The organism is Nocardia sp. 348MFTsu5.1 (assembly GCF_000383535.1).
In the GTDB taxonomy this organism is placed as follows: Bacteria; Actinomycetota; Actinomycetes; order Mycobacteriales; family Mycobacteriaceae; genus Williamsia; species Williamsia faeni.
On the sequence record NZ_KB911511.1, the window covers coordinates 13954 to 30037 of the forward strand.

The window sequence follows — 16084 nt, forward strand, 5'->3', positions numbered from 1 at the left end:
AACACCATGGATTTCCATCGCAGCGAGCAGAGCGCAGACCTGGCCGGTCTCACCCGCGACATCGCCACCAAGCTGGTCACCCGAGAACGACTCGAGACACTGGAACACCGTGGCAGCGCGCCCGGTGCCCACCAGGGCGACTTCGACCCTGACCTGTGGGCCCAGCTGGCCACGTCAGGACTACTTGCCCTCGAACTCGAGGACGGCCTGACCGTCCTCGACAACACCGCTGTCGCAGAGGAATTGGGCCGGGTTCTGGCACTCGTCCCCTTCGGTCCGGTCGCCTTCGCTGCGGTCCCGGCCATCGCCCGCTTCGGCACCGACACGATCAAGGAGCGCTGGCTCCAGGGGTTGTCCGACGGCACCTCGATCATCACCGTCGGTCTCGACGAGGACATCGCCGACGACCCGCTGGCCCCGGTTGCAAGCGCCACCGTCGACAACGACACGTGGACACTGGCCGGCGCGAAACTGAATGTGCCGTATGCCGAATACGCCGACGCCATCATCGTGAACGTCGCGGGTCCGCAGGGTGTGGCGGTGTTCATCGTGCCGACCGATCGCGAAGGTCTGACCATCACCCCGACCCTGTCGACGGGTCAGGGTCCCGGAGCCTTCGTCGAACTCGACGGTGTCCGCGTCACCGCCGACGACCAGCTCGGTGAGGTCGGGGCACCGGTGACCGAGTTCCTGCGCGACCGGATGACCCTCGCCCTGTGTGCCGAACAGACCGGCATCCTCGAACGCGCACTGGAACTGACCGCCGAATACGGCCGTGAGCGTGAACAATTCGACCGCAAGATCGGTTCGTTCCAGGCCGTCGCGCAGCGCCTGGCCGACGCGTACATCGACGTCCGGGGTCTCAAACTCACCACGTTGCAGGCGGCCTGGCTGCTGTCCGAAGGCCTCGACGCGGGCAAAGAACTGGCCACCGCGAAGTTCTGGGCGGCCGACGCCGGCCACCGGGTAGCGCATACCGCTGTCCACATCCACGGCGGCGTGGGCATCGACGTCGATCATCCGATTCATCGATACTTCCTGCGGGCCAAGCAGAACGAGTTCAACCTGGGGTCGGCACCGGTGCAGTTGCGGCGGATCGGTGCGGCCCTTGCCGCCGAACCCGCCTGAGGTGATGAGTACGCCGAATCATGGCCTTCCGGCACCGGGGACGGTCGGCGCCTTGCTGGCACCGCTCCGCGAGACGACCGACTCCGGTCTCTACTTCGAAGACGAGTTCGTTTGCTGGCGTGACCATCTGAGGTTGTCGGCCACGCGGGCGGCGGCGCTGCGCGGGCTGATCGATCCGGACCGTCCGCGGCATGTGGCACTGCTGCTCGAGAACATCCCCGAGTTCAGCTATCTGCTGGGGGCAGCCGTTCTGGGTGAGCTCGTCGTGGTCGGTCTGAACCCGACGCGCCGCGGTGCGGCTCTGGCAGCCGATATCGCCACCGCTGATTGCCAGGTCGTGATCGTCGAGAATTCCACGGCACATCTCCTCGACGACATCGACGAGACTGACGTCGAGTTCTTCAACGTCGATGACCCGGGCTGGGAGCAGCTGCTCGCCCCGTACATCGATGTGGACCCCGAGTTCGGGTGCGGGGACCCCGAAGCGCTGCTGATGCTGATCTTCACATCCGGCACCAGTGGCGACCCGAAGGCAGTCCAGTGCAGTCACCGAAAGCTCGCGGCGAGCGGGACGATGCTGTCGAAGCGGTTCGACCTGGGTCCCGAAGACGTTGTGTACCTGTCGATGCCGATGTTCCACTCCAACGCGATCATCGCCGGATGGATGGTGGCGGTCGCGGGCGGTTCATCGGTGGCCCTGCGCAGGAAGTTCTCGGCGGGCGCCTTCATCGATGACATCCGCCGATACCGTGCCACGTACGCAAACTATGTCGGCAAGCCGTTGTCGTATGTGCTGGCCACCCCGGCCCGTCCCGATGACACCGACAATCCACTGCGGATCCTGTACGGAAACGAGGCGTCCGCGGCTGACATCGCCGCCACCACAACCCGATTCGATGTCCGGGTGGTCGACGGCTTCGGTTCCACCGAGGGTGGTGTCGCCATTGCCCGGACCCCGGATACGCCGCCGGAGGCACTCGGTCCGCTGGTCCCACCGAATCAGGTACGCAATCCCGAAACCGGTGAGGTCTGCGCCGTCGCCCGCTTCGACAGGTCCGGGCGGCTCGTCAACGCCGACGAGGCCGTCGGGGAAATAGTCAACAGTTCCGGCGGTGGCCTGTTCACCGGCTACTACCGCAATCCGCAGGCCGACGCCGAACGGATGCGGGGCGGCATCTACCACAGCGGCGACCTCGGCTACGTCGACGACCGCGGATACGTGTATTTTGCCGGGCGCCTGGGTGATTGGGTTCGGGTCGACGGCGAGAACATGGGCACCGGACCCATCGAGCGAGTGCTGTTGCGGCACCCGTCGATCACGATGGCGGCGGTCTACGGCGTCCGCGCCGATGTCGGCGACGAATTGGCCGCGGCTCTCGTCGCCCCCGACCTGAGCGCCGAACAGCTGACGAGTTTCCTGGCCGCACAACCGGATCTGGGACCCAAGCAGTGGCCCACTTCCATCCGGGTGGTCGACGACCTCCCCCGAACCGACACGTTCAAGATCCTCAAACGCACCCTGGCCGCTGATACCACCAACCCGACCTGGGTCCGCCCCGGCCGCACTCTGGAATACGTCCCCGCCCCCAGCGTCCCCTGACTGCCCGAACCCGATGATGTGCCCTTATTGCGTTGCCCACCTGGGCTTTTGTTCGCAAGAAGGGCACATCATCGGGTTTGGGGGGTCAGCTTCGGTTGACCCGGGCCAGATATTTGGCGCGTTCGGTTTCGTCGAACTCCATGAACATGGTGTCGAAGGCGAAGTATTTGCCGTACAGGTTCTTCATGAACCGCGGCGTCACCATCCAGCCGAGGACGGACATGCTCTGACGCGGGACCACCACGCGGTCACGGTTCAGCTCGATGCTCCGGACGATCTCGCGCGCAACGTCATCGGGCTCGATGGGCGGCATCATCTTGGTGGTCTGGAGCCCGTCGATGAGTCCGGTCTTGGTGAAGTTCGGCATCACCGCGAGAACGCGCACACCGCTGGGCTTCAGTTCCCCGTCCAGCGCCTCTGAAAACGCGATCACGCCGGCCTTGGCGGCACTGTAGATGCTCAGTCCGGGAAGGGGAACGAGTCCGGCGACCGACGAGACGTTCAGGATCTGACCGGAACCCCGGGCCACCATGCGCCGGGCGGCAAGTCGAGTGCCCCGCACCACCGCGAGCAGATCGATCTCGAAGTTGCGGGCGATGACCGCATCGGAGAAGTCGAGGAACGGACCGGTCGGCATGATCCCCGCGTTGTTGATCAGCACGTCGAACTTGCCGAACTCGGCGTCGACGCGATCGAGGAAGGCAGCAAAGGATTCGTCGCTGGTGACGTCGAGCGGATAGCCTTCGCACCCCAGATTGGCCGCTGCCTTGGCAACAACCTCTTCGTCGATGTCACCGAGCACCACCTTCGCGCCCTTGCCGTGCAGCTTGGCCGCCGTGGCCAGCCCGATACCGCGTGCACCACCGGTGATCACAATGACCTTGTCCTGCAACGAGATCGCGGTACCCCTGCGGCTCCGAACCATTGCTCTGAAGTTTCCAGGCGTCCCCATTTGATCCCTCACTTCATCTGCTTGCGGCCACGATCGATGACCGCTTCACGCGCCTGCGCCACCGAGGCCGGATCGAACTGGGCCATCCAGGCGGCGGAATGCGTTGCCTCGACGTCGAGTTCCGGTCCGAGCCCCTGCTGCTGGGCCTCACGATAGGAGGTGAGCAATGCAGAGACGGCCTTCGTGTTGTTGCCGCCGATGTCGGCGGCCAGAGCCAGCGCTGTCGGCAGGAGTTCTTCGTGGGCGACGACCTCGGTCACCAAACCGACCCGCAGTGCGGTCTGGGCATCAACGAAGTTGCCGCTCATACTCATCCGCCGGGCAAAGCCCCAACCGACCGCGGCCGGCAGACGTCCGGTCAGACCCCAGGCCGGGACCATCCCCACGCGCGCATGGGTGTCGGCGAAGCGGGCCCGATCCGAGGCGATGAGAAAGTCACAAGCCAGGGCGAGTTCCAGACCGCCGGTGACCGTGGCCCCGTTGATGGCACCGATGACAGGTTTTCTCAGCGGGATCCAGGGGTAGCCGGTGGGCGGACCCGCGACGCTGATGTCGTCCCAGCCACCTTCTGAACCGAGCGCTTTCAGGTCGACACCGGCCGAGAAAGCCGGGTCCGAACCGGTCAGCACCACCGCACCCACCGAATCGTCGGCGTCCGCCTCCGCCAGTGCGGCACGCAGCTGCGTGATGACCGCTCTGGTCAAGGCATTCCGTGCTTCCGGACGATGGAGTGTGACCACTGCGGTGGCACCCGCGTCGGTCTCGATCCGCGCCCTGAGCACCACATCTTCACGATCGGTCATACCCCGTACCTCCTACGCCCCGAAATCCCCCGACGGCTGTGACCATATCTGATCACAGCCGTCGGCAAAAAGGGTTGACGGGTCCCTATCGGGCCTTCTGCATCCGCTCCACGGCCACGTCGTACTCACTGACCAGGTCGTCGATCAGGTCCGCGGTGGGAGTGATGGCATTCATCCGCCCGACGATCTGCCCGGCCGGCATCGCCACGACCCCCGGATCGTCGGCAGCCGAGATCCGGGCATGGGCCTCGGCTACCAGGATGTTCTGCAACGGCATCGGCAACGCCTCGGGAGCGCCGGGGGCGTCCCACGCATCGGTCCACTTGGTCTTGAGCAGCCGGGCCGGCTTACCCGAATAGATCCGTCGCCGTACGGTGTCCCGCGAGGTGGCGTTCAGGATCGCCTGCTGTATCACCGACGGACCGGCACCCCGGACCCCGAGCTGGTATTCGGCGGCGGTAAGCCAGTAGGTACCCATCCAGACCCCGCTCGTGCCCATGGCCAGTGCGGCAGCGATCTGACGACCGCTGCCGACCCCTCCGGCCGCCAGCACATGCGCGGAATCCCCCACCGCATCAACAATTTCCGGCCACAGGATCATCGACGTGACCTCACCGGTGTGACCGCCGGCCTCGTAACCCTGCGCGATCACCAGGTCCACACCGGCGGCAACATGGCGCAGCGCATGTTCTTTGGCGCCGGCCAAGGCCGCGACTTTCACCCCGTGCGAGTGGACGTTGGCGATCACGTCATCCGGCGGCGAACCGAGCGCATTGGCGATGAGTTTGATCTGCCCGTACTTGTCGGCGTGGGTCATCGACACATCGACGTGGGATCGGGCCACCGAATGCAGCCATCCCAGAACGCCGGCGTTGACACGATCGCCGTCGGGCAGCGGCGGAACGCCGAGATCGTCGAGGGTGCGCTCGACGAATGCACGGTGTTCCGGCGGGATCATCGCGTCGAGGTCGATCTGCGAGCCCTCGGTCGGGATCTTCGCGGGCATCACCACATCCACGCCGAACGGTTTGCCGTCGGTGTTCTCGCGCATCCAGTCGAGGGTGGCGTCGAGTTCCTCCGCCTCGTTGAACCGGACGCAGCCCAGGACACCGAGACCACCGGCCCGGCTGATCGCCGCGGCCACATGCTCGGAGGGGGTGAACCCGAATATCGGGTATTGGATTCCGAACTCGTCGGACAGTGAAGTACGCACTGGCGTCAGGCCTTTCGTGAGCTGGTTGTCAGGTTTTCATCGGCGGGCCGGGAAGCCGCGATCTCTGCGCCCCATCGGTAATTCGGTTTGCCCGCCGGCGAGCGCTTGATCTCGTCGACAAACCACACCGACCGCGGGCACTTGTAGCCGGCGATGTCGCGGCGGGCCACCTCATTGATGTCGGCGAGTAGCGGACGGGCTCCGTCGCGGGTGGCGATCACGGCGGCAACCCGCTGGCCGTACCGCTCGTCGGGGACTCCGACCACCACGGTGTCGAAGACATCCGGGTGTCCTTTGAGCGCGGACTCGACCTCTTCGGGGTGGATCTTCTCGCCACCGGAGTTGATGCACACCGACCCGCGGCCGAGCATGGTCACGGTGCCGTCGTCCTCGACCCGCGCCTGGTCACCGGGGATCGAGTAACGAATTCCGTTGAACTCCCTGAAGGTTTTGTCGGTCTTGACCGGATCGTTGTAGTACCGCAGCGGGATGTTACCGGTCCGGGCCAGGATGCCCACCTCACCGGAACCGGGTTCGATGATCGAACCATCCTCGCGCAGAACAACTGTGGATCGATCCTTGTTGACCCGCGGGCCGCCGCCGGTATGCGCGGCGCCCTTGGAGATCACGCCCATGCCCGAGAAGCCCGTCTCCGACGAACCGATGGCGTCGATGATGACCGCGTTCGGGAACTTCTCGACGAACTGGTCTTTCACGCTGGCCGAGAACAACGCGGCGGAGGACGCCACCGAGTACACCGAACCGAGGTCGTAGTCCTTCTCCTGCAATGCGTCGATCATCGGGCGCCCCATGGCATCTCCGGTGATGAAGATGACGTTCACCTGGTGCCGCTCGACGATCTCCCAGGTCTGATGAGCACCGAACTCGGGATAGACGATGGCCTTGCCCCCGGCGAACAGTGCCTGGAACACCGCCCATTGCGAGCCGCCGTGGATGAACGGGGGAATCGGGAACCGAACCAGCTGACCGCCTTCGGCACCGCTCTTGGCGAGCTGCCACTCATCGGACAGGGGTTCCCCGGTGTTGAAGTCGATGCCACCACCGAGGACCCGGAACACGTCCTCCTGCCGCCACACCACACCTTTCGGGTTCCCGGTGGTGCCGCCGGTGTAGAGCATGTAGACGTCGTCATCGGAGCGCGGCCCGAAGTCGCGCTGGGTGCCGCCGTCGGCGACCGCCTCTTCGTAGGGCACCCCGTTGATACCGGCGAAGTCCAGATCCGAGCCGTCCTCGATGACGATCACCGACCGCAGCTTGGGTGCTTTCGGTAACACGTTCGCGACCTTGTCGACGTACTGCCGCTCGACGATCAGTGCGACCATGTCCGAATCGGTGAAGATGTGTTCGAGTTCGCTCTCGACATAGCGGAAGTTGACGTTGACCATCACGGCACGGGCCTTGAAGATCGCCACCATCGATTCGACGGCCTCGATACCATTTCTGCTGTACAGACCGACCGAGTCACCTGGCGCGACCCCCAGCTTCCGCAGGGTGTGCGCCAGGCCGTTGGCCCGTTGGTCGAGTTCGGTATAGGTCTCGCTGCGCCCGTCTGTTTCCAGCGCCACCCGATCGCCCATCAGGTCGACGGCGTGCTCGATGAGGTCGGCAATGTTGTAAGCCATACCCACAAAACTAGAACGTGTTACCGTTTGATGGCAAGGCCCCCAGAGATACAGGTCACAGGCGCCCGCGGGCGCCCTGCCATGCGAGAAATCAGGAGCACATCATGTCGGACGCTGCCCCCCACTGTCTTGTCGAGAAGCGCGGGCACACGTTGATCGTGACGATGAATCGTCCCGAGGCACGCAACGCCCTCTCGAGCGACATGCTCGCGATCATGAACCAGGCCTGGGATCAGGTCGATTCCGATCCCGACATCCGCGTGGCGATCCTCACCGGCGCCGGCGGCTACTTCTGCGCGGGCGCCGACCTGAAGAGCATGAACAAAAAGGCTCCCGGCGACTCCTTCAAGAAGGGCGGCTTCGACCCGACGATGCTCGACGCGCTCCTCAAGGGCCGCCGCCTGACCAAGCCCCTGATCGCCGCCGTGGAGGGACCGGCCATCGCCGGCGGTACCGAGATCCTGCAGGGCACCGACATCCGGGTCGCCGGTCAGAGTGCGAAATTCGGTGTGTCCGAGGCCAAGTGGGGGCTGTACCCACTGGGCGGATCGGCCGTCCGGCTGGTGCGGCAGATCCCGTACACCGTCGCCGCCGACATCCTGCTCACCGGACGTCACATCACCGCAGCCGAAGCGCTCGACTACGGCCTGATCGGGCACGTGGTCGCCGACGGGACAGCCCTGGACAAGGCGCTCGAGCTCGCCGATCAGATCTCGGCGAATGGTCCGATCGCGGTGCAGGCGATCCTCAAGACCATCCGGGACACCGAGGGCATGCACGAGCAGGACGCGTTCAAGATCGACGCCGACCAAGGCATCAAGGTCTTCGTCAGCGACGACGCCAAGATCGGTCCAAAAGCCTTTGCGGAGAAGCAGACCCCCGAGTTCACCGGCAAATAGGACAGCGACCTTCAGACCGTGGGCGTGCCGTAACACAGAAATCCGGCCACGGTCTCGACGGTCGCCTCCACATCGAGCTCGGCGGTGTTGTCGAGCATCCGTGGCAGGACGGCGCCGAGGAGGCACGACACCATCGCCTCTCCGGCGAACTCGATGTCGAGGTCCTCGCGGAGGTAGCCGTCAGCGATTCCTTGCCGGAAGTACTGTCCACACAACTGACCGAATCGAACGAAGGCATCGGTCAGTAACTCGAGCGATGCGTCGTCGACACCGGGGGCTTCCATCACCACGAACGTCAGCACATCGGGGCGCTCGTTGACGTAGTCGACGAGCCTGCGGACCAGTGACTCCATCGCGCCGGTGAACTCGGTCGCGTCGCGCGGGCGCGGGTGGTGCAACTCGGCGATCGCGGTGAGCTCGGCGAGTTCACGCTCGAGAACTGCGTCGAGCGCATCCCGCTTGTTGTCGAAGTAGTTGTAGAACGTGCCGTGGCTACATCCGATCCGGGCCACGATCTCAGCGACTCCCACAGCGCTGTAACCATTTTCGATGAACGTCTGCAGAGCGGCATCCAGCAGCTGGCCACGGCGGATCCGGGTCCGCCGGGTGTCCGAGCGAGTTGTTGGTTGGCCCATCACTCCCTATCGTTTCCCGGCAGGACGCTTCATCGTTCCATGGAACGCCAGGTCCATTGCCCCGCCGACGAAGCGCGCGCGTTTCTCCGGATCGTTCTCTCCGCGCAGCGCCATGACGAGTCCGGGCAGCACCAGCATCATGAGCTGGCGGGCAACGATCTGCCGCTGGGGCTCGCCCAGCGCAAACCATTCATTCTCCACCGCCCGTTCCAGCGCCTTGACCATGAGCGAATTGATCAGGGACTCGATCCCGACCACCCGCGCCTTGAGCTGTTTGTCGATCGCACTGGACTGGATACCGATCAGCTTGAGCATCGCCGGGTCCTCGTCGACCAGGCGGTTGAGACGGTCGCCGATGACCCGGACGTGCGCCGCCATCTCCGGCGCAGTCGCGGGGTCGGCGGCCAGCAATTCGTAGGGATCGATCGTGGCGAATATCCGCTCGACCGCCCAGTCGAAGACCAAATCGAGCAGTTCCCGCTTGCTGTTCACATAGCGGTAGACGGTGCCCTGACCCATCCCTGCCCGTTGCGCGATCTCCGCGATACTCGTTCCGTCGTAACCCTTTTCCGTGAGCACCTCGAAGGCGGCCTCGACGATCTGGGTACGACGTTGATCGGCAAGCCCCACAACCTTGGGGCGTCCACGACCTCGGTGTACGGGAACGTCGGAGGTCATTGCCGGATGATCACCCTCAAATGACACGGCTGGCGAGGAAACCCAGGTACCCCACCAGACCGATGTAGCCGAATCTGCGGGTCCGCTTGTTCGCGATCGCCAGGCCGATCAGGGTCTCGCTGGCACCATTCGTATAGGTCCAGCGGGTGGTGTTCTCCGGAAACGCCGGCTTGGTGATCGGCTCGAACAGCTTGGGGCTGACGAAGTGCGCAATCCCGGTCGCCGCAAGCCCGAGCCCTGCCACTGTCAGCAGGACCCCCTCACGTGGCGCGGCCTCAGTGCGTGGCGCGGCGGCAACGACATCTTGTTCCAGAGCGTTTGACATTCTTCACCTTTCGTTGGGTCCAACACTATCGAAGCCTTTGCCCGAGCGAACTCTGTCCGAGTCAGGGATTTTCGATTCGCCCGGCAATCGGATTGGCGCACTCCGGAATTCGTAGTCGTCCAGGCAGGGGTTGCGACTCTCCCGGCGGGCCTCGAACAGGCTGGTCGGCCGGATATACGGCATGTCGCCCTGGGAGTTCACGTAGTAGGTGCGCAAACCCTTGTTCAACGTGCCGAAGTAGTACGCGATATTCGCCCCCTGTTCGCGCACTTTTCTTTGATAACTCTCGTGGGCCACCTGCGACACTTCGGCGACGACGTACCCCGCCCGGCGTGCATGATCGATCACATTGACCGCATGACCTGACGAAATCTCCACCAACTCATGCCATCCCGTTCCGATCCACGAATACGGACCGACGAGCATCCACCGGTTCGGCAGTTTCGGCACCGCCACGGACTGGTATGCCTGCAGGCCTTGCGTGTTGTAGAAGTCGGCGAGGTCGAAGTGGTCGCGGCCAAGAACCGCACCCCGGCGGTAGCTCTCGGGGTCGGAGAAGAGTTCGTATCCGGTCGCCAGGACAATCGCGTCGACATCCCGCTCGACTCCGTCCGCGGTGCGGATCCCGTGCGGAGTCACCCCGGTGATGGCACTGGTGACCAATTCGACGTTGTCCCGGTTGAAGTTCGCGACGTAGTCGTTCGAGAGGGTCGGACGTTTCCCGAACACCCCATACGCCGGCGCCAACCGCGACCGCGTCTGTTTGTCCCTCACGATCGCGCGGAGATATGTTCGGTATAGCGCCCGTCCGAGAACATCGAAAACCCTTGCACCAGGCCGGAACAGCGCCCTCGGTGTCTGGTAGACGATACGCAGAAAGGTCTCGATGACGACGTTCGAGAAGAACGCCAGTGAGGCTCCGACACCGGGCATCCGCAAACCCCGCTGCATCCACGGCTTCATCGGCATATCCGGTTTCGGCAGACACCAGACGGGTGTGCGCTGAAACACCGAAAGGTGCTGTACCACCGGCGCTATCGACGGCGAGATCTGCACCGAGCTCGCGCCGGTGCCGATCACTGCCACCCGCTTGCCGGACAGGTCGTAGTCGTGATCCCAGTTGTCGGGCCGCAGGATCTCGCCCCGGAAATCACCGAGACCGTCGATACCGGGATCGGCCTTTGCCTGGATGTACGCGCCGATGGCGGAGATGACAAACCGACCGGTGATCACCCCATGACCGTCGGTGTGGATCTCCCACCAGTCGTTCGTCTCATCCCAGACCTCGCGGACGACACGCACCCCGAACCGGGTCCGCGAACCGAGTTGAAAGTCGGCTGCGACCTCCCGGTGGTAGGCCAGCACCTCGGCACCTCGGGGGAACATCCGACTCCAGTCGGGGTTCTTCCGGAACGAATACTGGTAGCAAAACCCCGGAACATCCACACCCAGCCCCGGATAGTGATTATCGCGCCAACTTCCCCCGAAACCGTCACCTCGATCGAGGATCAGAAAGTCCTCGATGCCTCTCTTGACCAGCTGAGCTCCGGCACAGATACCACCTGGACCTGCACCGATGATGATCACCTCATAATCGGGCCGATTCATGGCCACCCCTCCCTCGCATCCCCTATTTAGAAGACTGACACATCAGTTTTGTGAAGTCGAGGGGTATCCGGTCGGGCCGCGGACCGGGCGACAGCTCCCCTGAAATCAGTTGGATAGGCGGCTGCCGAGGGCAAATGGCCCTCGGCAGCCGCCTATTGAACAGTTTTCAGGGTGGTTCAGGCGCAGGCCCAGATTTAGAACACGTTCGCCCTAGACCAGGGCACCGAGCCGGGCGATCTGATCGGGGTTCCGGTTGGTCACCATCAGCATGGTGACCCCGGCCTGCTCCCACCGTTTGATCTGGCGTCGCACCTCATCCTCGTCGCCCACGATCATGGTCTCCAGGACCATCTCGTCGGGTACCGCCGCAACGGCTTCCTCTTTGCGCCCCGACAGGAACTTCTCACCGATCTCGCGAACCACGTCGCCGTACCCCATCCGGGTGTAGACCTCGGCGTGGAAGTTCTGGCCCTTCGCGCCCATTCCACCGACATAGAGGGCCGTCGAAGGGCGGTAGGCGTCGACGACCGCGGCGACGTCGTCGGTGATCTCGACCTGAACTGTGGCGGCCACCTCGAAGGTGTCGCGGATTCGCCGCGCCCCTGGCCGGGCGAAGCCTTCGGCGAGCCACGATTCGTACATGTCCGCGAGCCGCGGCGTGTAGTAGATCGCCAGCCATCCGTCGGCGATCTCGGCGGTCAGGGCAACGTTCTTCGGACCCTCCGCGCCGAGCCAGATGGGCAGGTCAGCGCGGAGCGGATGGGTGATCGGCTTGAGCGATTTGCCGAGCCCGGTCGACCCGGCGGCGTCCGGCGGATAGGGCAACGGATAGTGCTGGCCGGCGTTCGCCACCCGCTCTTCGCGGGCCAGCACATCCCGGATCACCTGAACGTATTCACGGGTCCGCGCGAGGGGCTTGGCAAACGGCTGGCCGTACCAGCCCTCGACGACCTGAGGGCCCGATACCCCCAGCCCGAGAATGTGCCGGCCGCCGGACAGATGGTCGAGGGTCAGTGCCGCCATCGCCGCCGATGTCGGGGGCCGCGCCGACAGCTGCGCGATGCCGGTCCCGAGCTTGATCGTCGACGTCTGCGACCCCCACCACGCCAGTGGTGTGTAGGCGTCGGACCCCCACGATTCAGCGGTGAATACGGCCTCGTACCCCGCGGCTTCGGCGGCGGCGATCAAAGCCGGCGCATCGGAGATCGGTGAAGCGCCCCAGTACCCCAATTGCAGACCGAGCTTCATGCCTGACGACCTCCCGTTCGAGCTAGTCCTTGCGCGACAATCTAGAACCTGTTCTACTCGATTCTGTGAGCGTGAGCCAGATATCCGCAGGATTTGCCGCCGTAGTCGCACCGATCGAGAACCCCGACGACCCAGTTCTGTCCGCACCATTGCACAACGCCTTCGATTACACCCGCTCGCTCGGGCCGGTCCTGGGACGTTTTGCACTGGGGCTTCTGGACGGCAAAGTCATCGGGGGCCGAAGTGCCGACGGAACCGTCTACGTCCCCCCGGTCGAGTTCGACCCCGTCACCCGCAGTCAGATCGACGACTTCGTGGAGGTGTCATCCGTCGGCACCGTCACGTCGTGGACCTGGATGGCACAGCCCCTCGAGGGACAACCACTGTCGACGCCGTTCGCGTGGGCTCTGATCAAGCTGGACGGCGCCGACACCGCGCTGCTGCACGCCGTCGCGGCGGACGGGCCGGGCGAACTGAGCACCGGTGCCCGCGTGCACGCGGTGTGGAAGTCCGAGCGCACCGGCCGGATCGACGACATCGACCACTTCGCACTCGGTGATACGCCGGAACCGGCGTCTCCCAACAGCGCCGAGCCATCGGACAAACACGGCGTGATGATCACGACGCCGATCGAGTTGACCATCGACCACACCGCGTCCATCGAGGAGACCTGGTATCTCCAGGGCCTCAAGGAGGGCAAGCTCTACGGCGGACGCACCGGTCCGGGTGCGCCGGTATATTTCCCGCCTCGCGGCGCCGACCCGACCAACGGTCATCCGACCGGAGAGAAGGTCGAACTCTCCGACAAGGGCGTGGTGACCACGTTCTGCATCGTCAACGTCCCGTTCCTCGGGCAGCAGATCAAACCGCCGTACGTGGCGGCCTATGTCCTGCTCGACGGCTCCGACATCCCGTTCCTGCACCTCATCCTCGATACAGAGGCGGCCGACGTGCACATGGGTATGCGGGTCGAAGCCGTCTGGCGACCTCGCGAGGAGTGGGACCACACGTTGCGCAACATCAGCCATTTCCGTCCGTCGGGTGAGCCCGACGCCGACTACGACTCCTACAAGGATCACCTGTGACCAGCACCTATCAGCAGTTGCCGCCGATCGCTGTCATCGGCTTTGCGCACAGCCCCCATGTCGACGAGACCTTTGGCACCACCAACGGCGTCGAGATGTTGGTGCCCTGCTTCCAGAAGCTCTACGCCGACCTGGGGATCAGCCGCACCGACATCGACTTCTGGTGCTCTGGATCCTCGGATTACCTTGCTGGGCGCGCCTTTTCGTTCATCTCGGCGATCGACTCCATCGGAGCGGTCCCCCCGATCAACGAATCACATGTCGAGATGGATGCCGCCTGGGCGCTCTACGAGGCCTGGGTGAAGATCGCCACCGGCGAGGTCGACGTTGCACTCGCCTACGGGTTCGGAAAGCCGTCGGCCTCCAACCCCGATCAGGTGCTGGCCCTGCAGACCGATCCACACACCGTCGCCCCGCTCTGGCCCGACGCCCGGTCGCTGGCCGCGCTGCAGGCCCGGGCCGGCCTCGACTCCGGCGCCTGGACCGAAGCCGACATGGCAGCGGTCGCCGCCCGGCATACGGGCGCCTCGGTCGATGAACTGCTCAAGTCCGATTACGTCGCCGATCCCCTTCGCGCCCATGATGTCTGCCGCTACACCGACGGTGCCGCCGCGATCATCCTGGCCAGCGAACACCGGGCCCGGCAGCTGGTCGCACGTCCGGCGTGGATCACCGGTTGGGACCATCGCATCGACACCCCCAACTTCGGCGCCCGCGATCTGACGAAGTCCCCGTCGACGAGGCTGGCCGGTGACACCGTGCTCGGCAACAACCGCAAGGTCGACGTCGCCGAGCTCCACGCGCCGTACAGCCATCAGGAACTGATCCTGAAGTCCGAACTCGGACTGGATGATTCGGTGATCATCAATCCCTCCGGCGGAGCGCTGGCGGCCAATCCGCTGTTCTCGGCCGGACTCGAACGCATCGGCTTCGCCGCCACCACCATTCTGGGCGGCAATGCCGACACCGCGCTGGCACATGCCACCAGCGGTCCGCTGTTGCAGCAGAACATGGTCGTCAGCCTCGCCGGCGGCGATCCTCGTTCATTGAAAGGCGAAAACTGATGGGGCGCTATCGTGCTGCGGTGCTCGGCACCGGGCAGACCAAATACGTTGCCAAACGCCATGACGTGTCGATGGCCGGCCTCTGCCGGGAAGCCATCGACAAAGCGCTGGCCGATGCCCAGGTGTCGATGGACGACATCGACGCCATCGTGATCGGCAAGGCACCCGACCTGTTCGAGGGCACGATGATGCCCGAACTCGCGCTCGCGCAATCGATCGGCGCCGAGGGCAAGCGGCTGATCCGGGTCCACACGGCCGGATCCGTGGGTGGTTCGACCGCAAACGTCGGGGCCTCGCTGGTCACCTCCGGCATGCACCGCCGCGTGCTGGCGATCGCATGGGAGAAGCAGTCGGAGTCGAATGCCATGTGGGCGTTGTCGATTCCGGTTCCCTTCACGATGCCGGTGGGCGCCGGTGCCGGCGGCTTCTTCGCCCCGCACATCCGCTCGTACATCCGTCGTTCCGGCGCCCCCGACCACATCGGCGCGATCGTCGCCGCCAAGGATCGTCAGAACGGCGCCCGCAATCCCCTCGCGCATCTCCACCAGCCCGACCTCACCGTCGAAAAGGTGATGAGCTCGCAGATGTTGTGGGATCCCATCCGCTACGACGAGACCTGCCCGTCGTCGGACGGCGCCTGCGCGGTGGTCATCGGTGACGAGGAGACCGCTGACAACGCAGTGGCCCAGGGCATTCCGGTGGCATGGATCCACGCCTCGGCGATGCGCACCGAACCGCTGTCCTACTCCCACCGCGACACCGTCAGCCCTCAGGCCGGGCGGGATGCCGCCGCGGCGCTGTGGAAGGCCGGTGGGATCTCCAATCCGCTCGAAGAGATCGATGTCGCCGAGATCTACGTCCCCTTCTCGTGGTTCGAACCGATGTGGCTCGAGAACCTGGGCTTCACACCCGAAGGCGAGGGCTGGAAGCTGACCGAGTCCGGGGGCACCGCCATCGGCGGGAAACTGCCGGTCAATCCGTCCGGCGGAGTGTTGTCGTCGAATCCGATCGGAGCCTCCGGCATGATCCGATTCGCCGAGGCCGCCATCCAGGTCCAGGGCAAAGCCGGCGATCACCAGGTGCCCGGCGCGCGCAAGGCGCTCGGTCACGCATACGGTGGAGGTTCGCAGTACTTTTCGATGTGGCTTGTCGGCTCCGACAAGCCCACGCACTGATACAACCATCGTGACAACCACTGAGACG

At 64.8% G+C, this 16084-nt stretch carries 15 protein-coding genes; 6 read left to right on the forward strand and 9 right to left on the reverse strand.

What is annotated here, in order from left to right:
• Positions 1–6: 6 nt before the first annotated feature.
• Together H290_RS0106455 and H290_RS0106460 are read left to right on the forward strand one after the other, a co-directional pair.
• Positions 7–1128: an acyl-CoA dehydrogenase family protein gene (locus tag H290_RS0106455; protein ID WP_020105960.1), complete on the forward strand. Its 1122-nt coding sequence runs from the start codon at positions 7–9 to the stop codon at positions 1126–1128.
• A 4-nt stretch (positions 1129–1132) separates the two neighbouring features.
• A complete protein-coding gene (locus tag H290_RS0106460) occupies positions 1133–2728 on the forward strand; it encodes a long-chain-fatty-acid--CoA ligase (RefSeq protein ID WP_020105961.1) in 1596 nt (531 codons plus the stop codon).
• A gap of 85 nt (positions 2729–2813) precedes the next feature.
• Here the strand turns inward: H290_RS0106460 and H290_RS0106465 are convergent, their stop codons facing one another.
• The 4 genes from H290_RS0106465 to H290_RS0106480 all read right to left on the reverse strand — a co-directional run bounded on the left by H290_RS0106465 (position 2814) and on the right by H290_RS0106480 (position 7339).
• The gene (locus H290_RS0106465) at positions 2814–3653 is read right to left on the reverse strand and encodes an SDR family oxidoreductase (protein ID WP_020105962.1); all 840 of its coding nucleotides are present in this window, start codon (positions 3651–3653) and stop codon (positions 2814–2816) included.
• Between the two features lie 35 nt (positions 3654–3688).
• Positions 3689–4483 (reverse strand): enoyl-CoA hydratase, encoded by a 795-nt coding sequence (locus H290_RS0106470; RefSeq protein ID WP_020105963.1) that lies wholly within the window; start codon positions 4481–4483, stop codon positions 3689–3691.
• An 85-nt stretch (positions 4484–4568) separates the two neighbouring features.
• Entirely contained in the window at positions 4569–5696 is a 1128-nt protein-coding gene (locus tag H290_RS0106475) for a nitronate monooxygenase family protein (protein WP_020105964.1), read from the reverse strand.
• 5 nt (positions 5697–5701) lie between these two features.
• Positions 5702–7339 carry an acyl-CoA synthetase gene (locus H290_RS0106480; RefSeq protein WP_020105965.1) on the reverse strand — a complete coding sequence of 546 codons (1638 nt, stop codon included), beginning with the start codon at positions 7337–7339 and terminating at the stop codon, positions 5702–5704.
• 104 nt (positions 7340–7443) lie between these two features.
• On the opposite strand from H290_RS0106480, the gene H290_RS0106485 reads away from it, so the two are divergent.
• Complete coding sequence (locus H290_RS0106485; protein ID WP_036518299.1) at positions 7444–8238, forward strand: crotonase/enoyl-CoA hydratase family protein; 795 nt, start codon at positions 7444–7446, stop codon at positions 8236–8238.
• Positions 8239–8249: 11 nt separating this feature from the next.
• On the opposite strand, the gene H290_RS30115 is transcribed toward H290_RS0106485, so the two are convergent.
• The 5 genes from H290_RS30115 to H290_RS0106505 all read right to left on the reverse strand — a co-directional run bounded on the left by H290_RS30115 (position 8250) and on the right by H290_RS0106505 (position 12732).
• The gene (locus H290_RS30115; protein ID WP_020105967.1) at positions 8250–8873 is read right to left on the reverse strand and encodes a TetR/AcrR family transcriptional regulator; all 624 of its coding nucleotides are present in this window, start codon (positions 8871–8873) and stop codon (positions 8250–8252) included.
• A 6-nt stretch (positions 8874–8879) separates the two neighbouring features.
• Positions 8880–9551: a TetR/AcrR family transcriptional regulator gene (locus H290_RS30120; RefSeq protein ID WP_051121911.1), complete on the reverse strand. Its 672-nt coding sequence runs from the start codon at positions 9549–9551 to the stop codon at positions 8880–8882.
• A 16-nt stretch (positions 9552–9567) separates the two neighbouring features.
• Positions 9568–9876: a hypothetical protein gene (locus tag H290_RS0106495; protein WP_020105969.1), complete on the reverse strand. Its 309-nt coding sequence runs from the start codon at positions 9874–9876 to the stop codon at positions 9568–9570.
• Between the two features lie 3 nt (positions 9877–9879).
• Positions 9880–11484: an NAD(P)/FAD-dependent oxidoreductase gene (locus H290_RS0106500; protein ID WP_020105970.1), complete on the reverse strand. Its 1605-nt coding sequence runs from the start codon at positions 11482–11484 to the stop codon at positions 9880–9882.
• 210 nt (positions 11485–11694) lie between these two features.
• On the reverse strand, positions 11695–12732 hold the full coding sequence (locus H290_RS0106505; protein WP_020105971.1) for an LLM class F420-dependent oxidoreductase: 1038 nt from the start codon (positions 12730–12732) through the stop codon (positions 11695–11697).
• A 65-nt stretch (positions 12733–12797) separates the two neighbouring features.
• On the opposite strand from H290_RS0106505, the gene H290_RS0106510 reads away from it, so the two are divergent.
• From H290_RS0106510 to H290_RS0106520, 3 genes are read left to right on the forward strand one after another with little or no spacing between them, the layout of a single operon-like run.
• Positions 12798–13817, forward strand: a complete 1020-nt coding sequence (locus H290_RS0106510) for a Zn-ribbon domain-containing OB-fold protein (RefSeq protein WP_020105972.1) — start codon at positions 12798–12800, stop codon at positions 13815–13817.
• Positions 13814–14881 (forward strand): thiolase domain-containing protein, encoded by a 1068-nt coding sequence (locus H290_RS0106515; protein WP_020105973.1) that lies wholly within the window; start codon positions 13814–13816, stop codon positions 14879–14881. Before H290_RS0106510 ends, H290_RS0106515 begins: the two co-directional genes overlap by 4 nt.
• Entirely contained in the window at positions 14881–16056 is a 1176-nt protein-coding gene (locus H290_RS0106520) for a thiolase domain-containing protein (protein WP_020105974.1), read from the forward strand. Before H290_RS0106515 ends, H290_RS0106520 begins: the two co-directional genes overlap by 1 nt.
• Positions 16057–16084 lie beyond the last annotated feature (28 nt).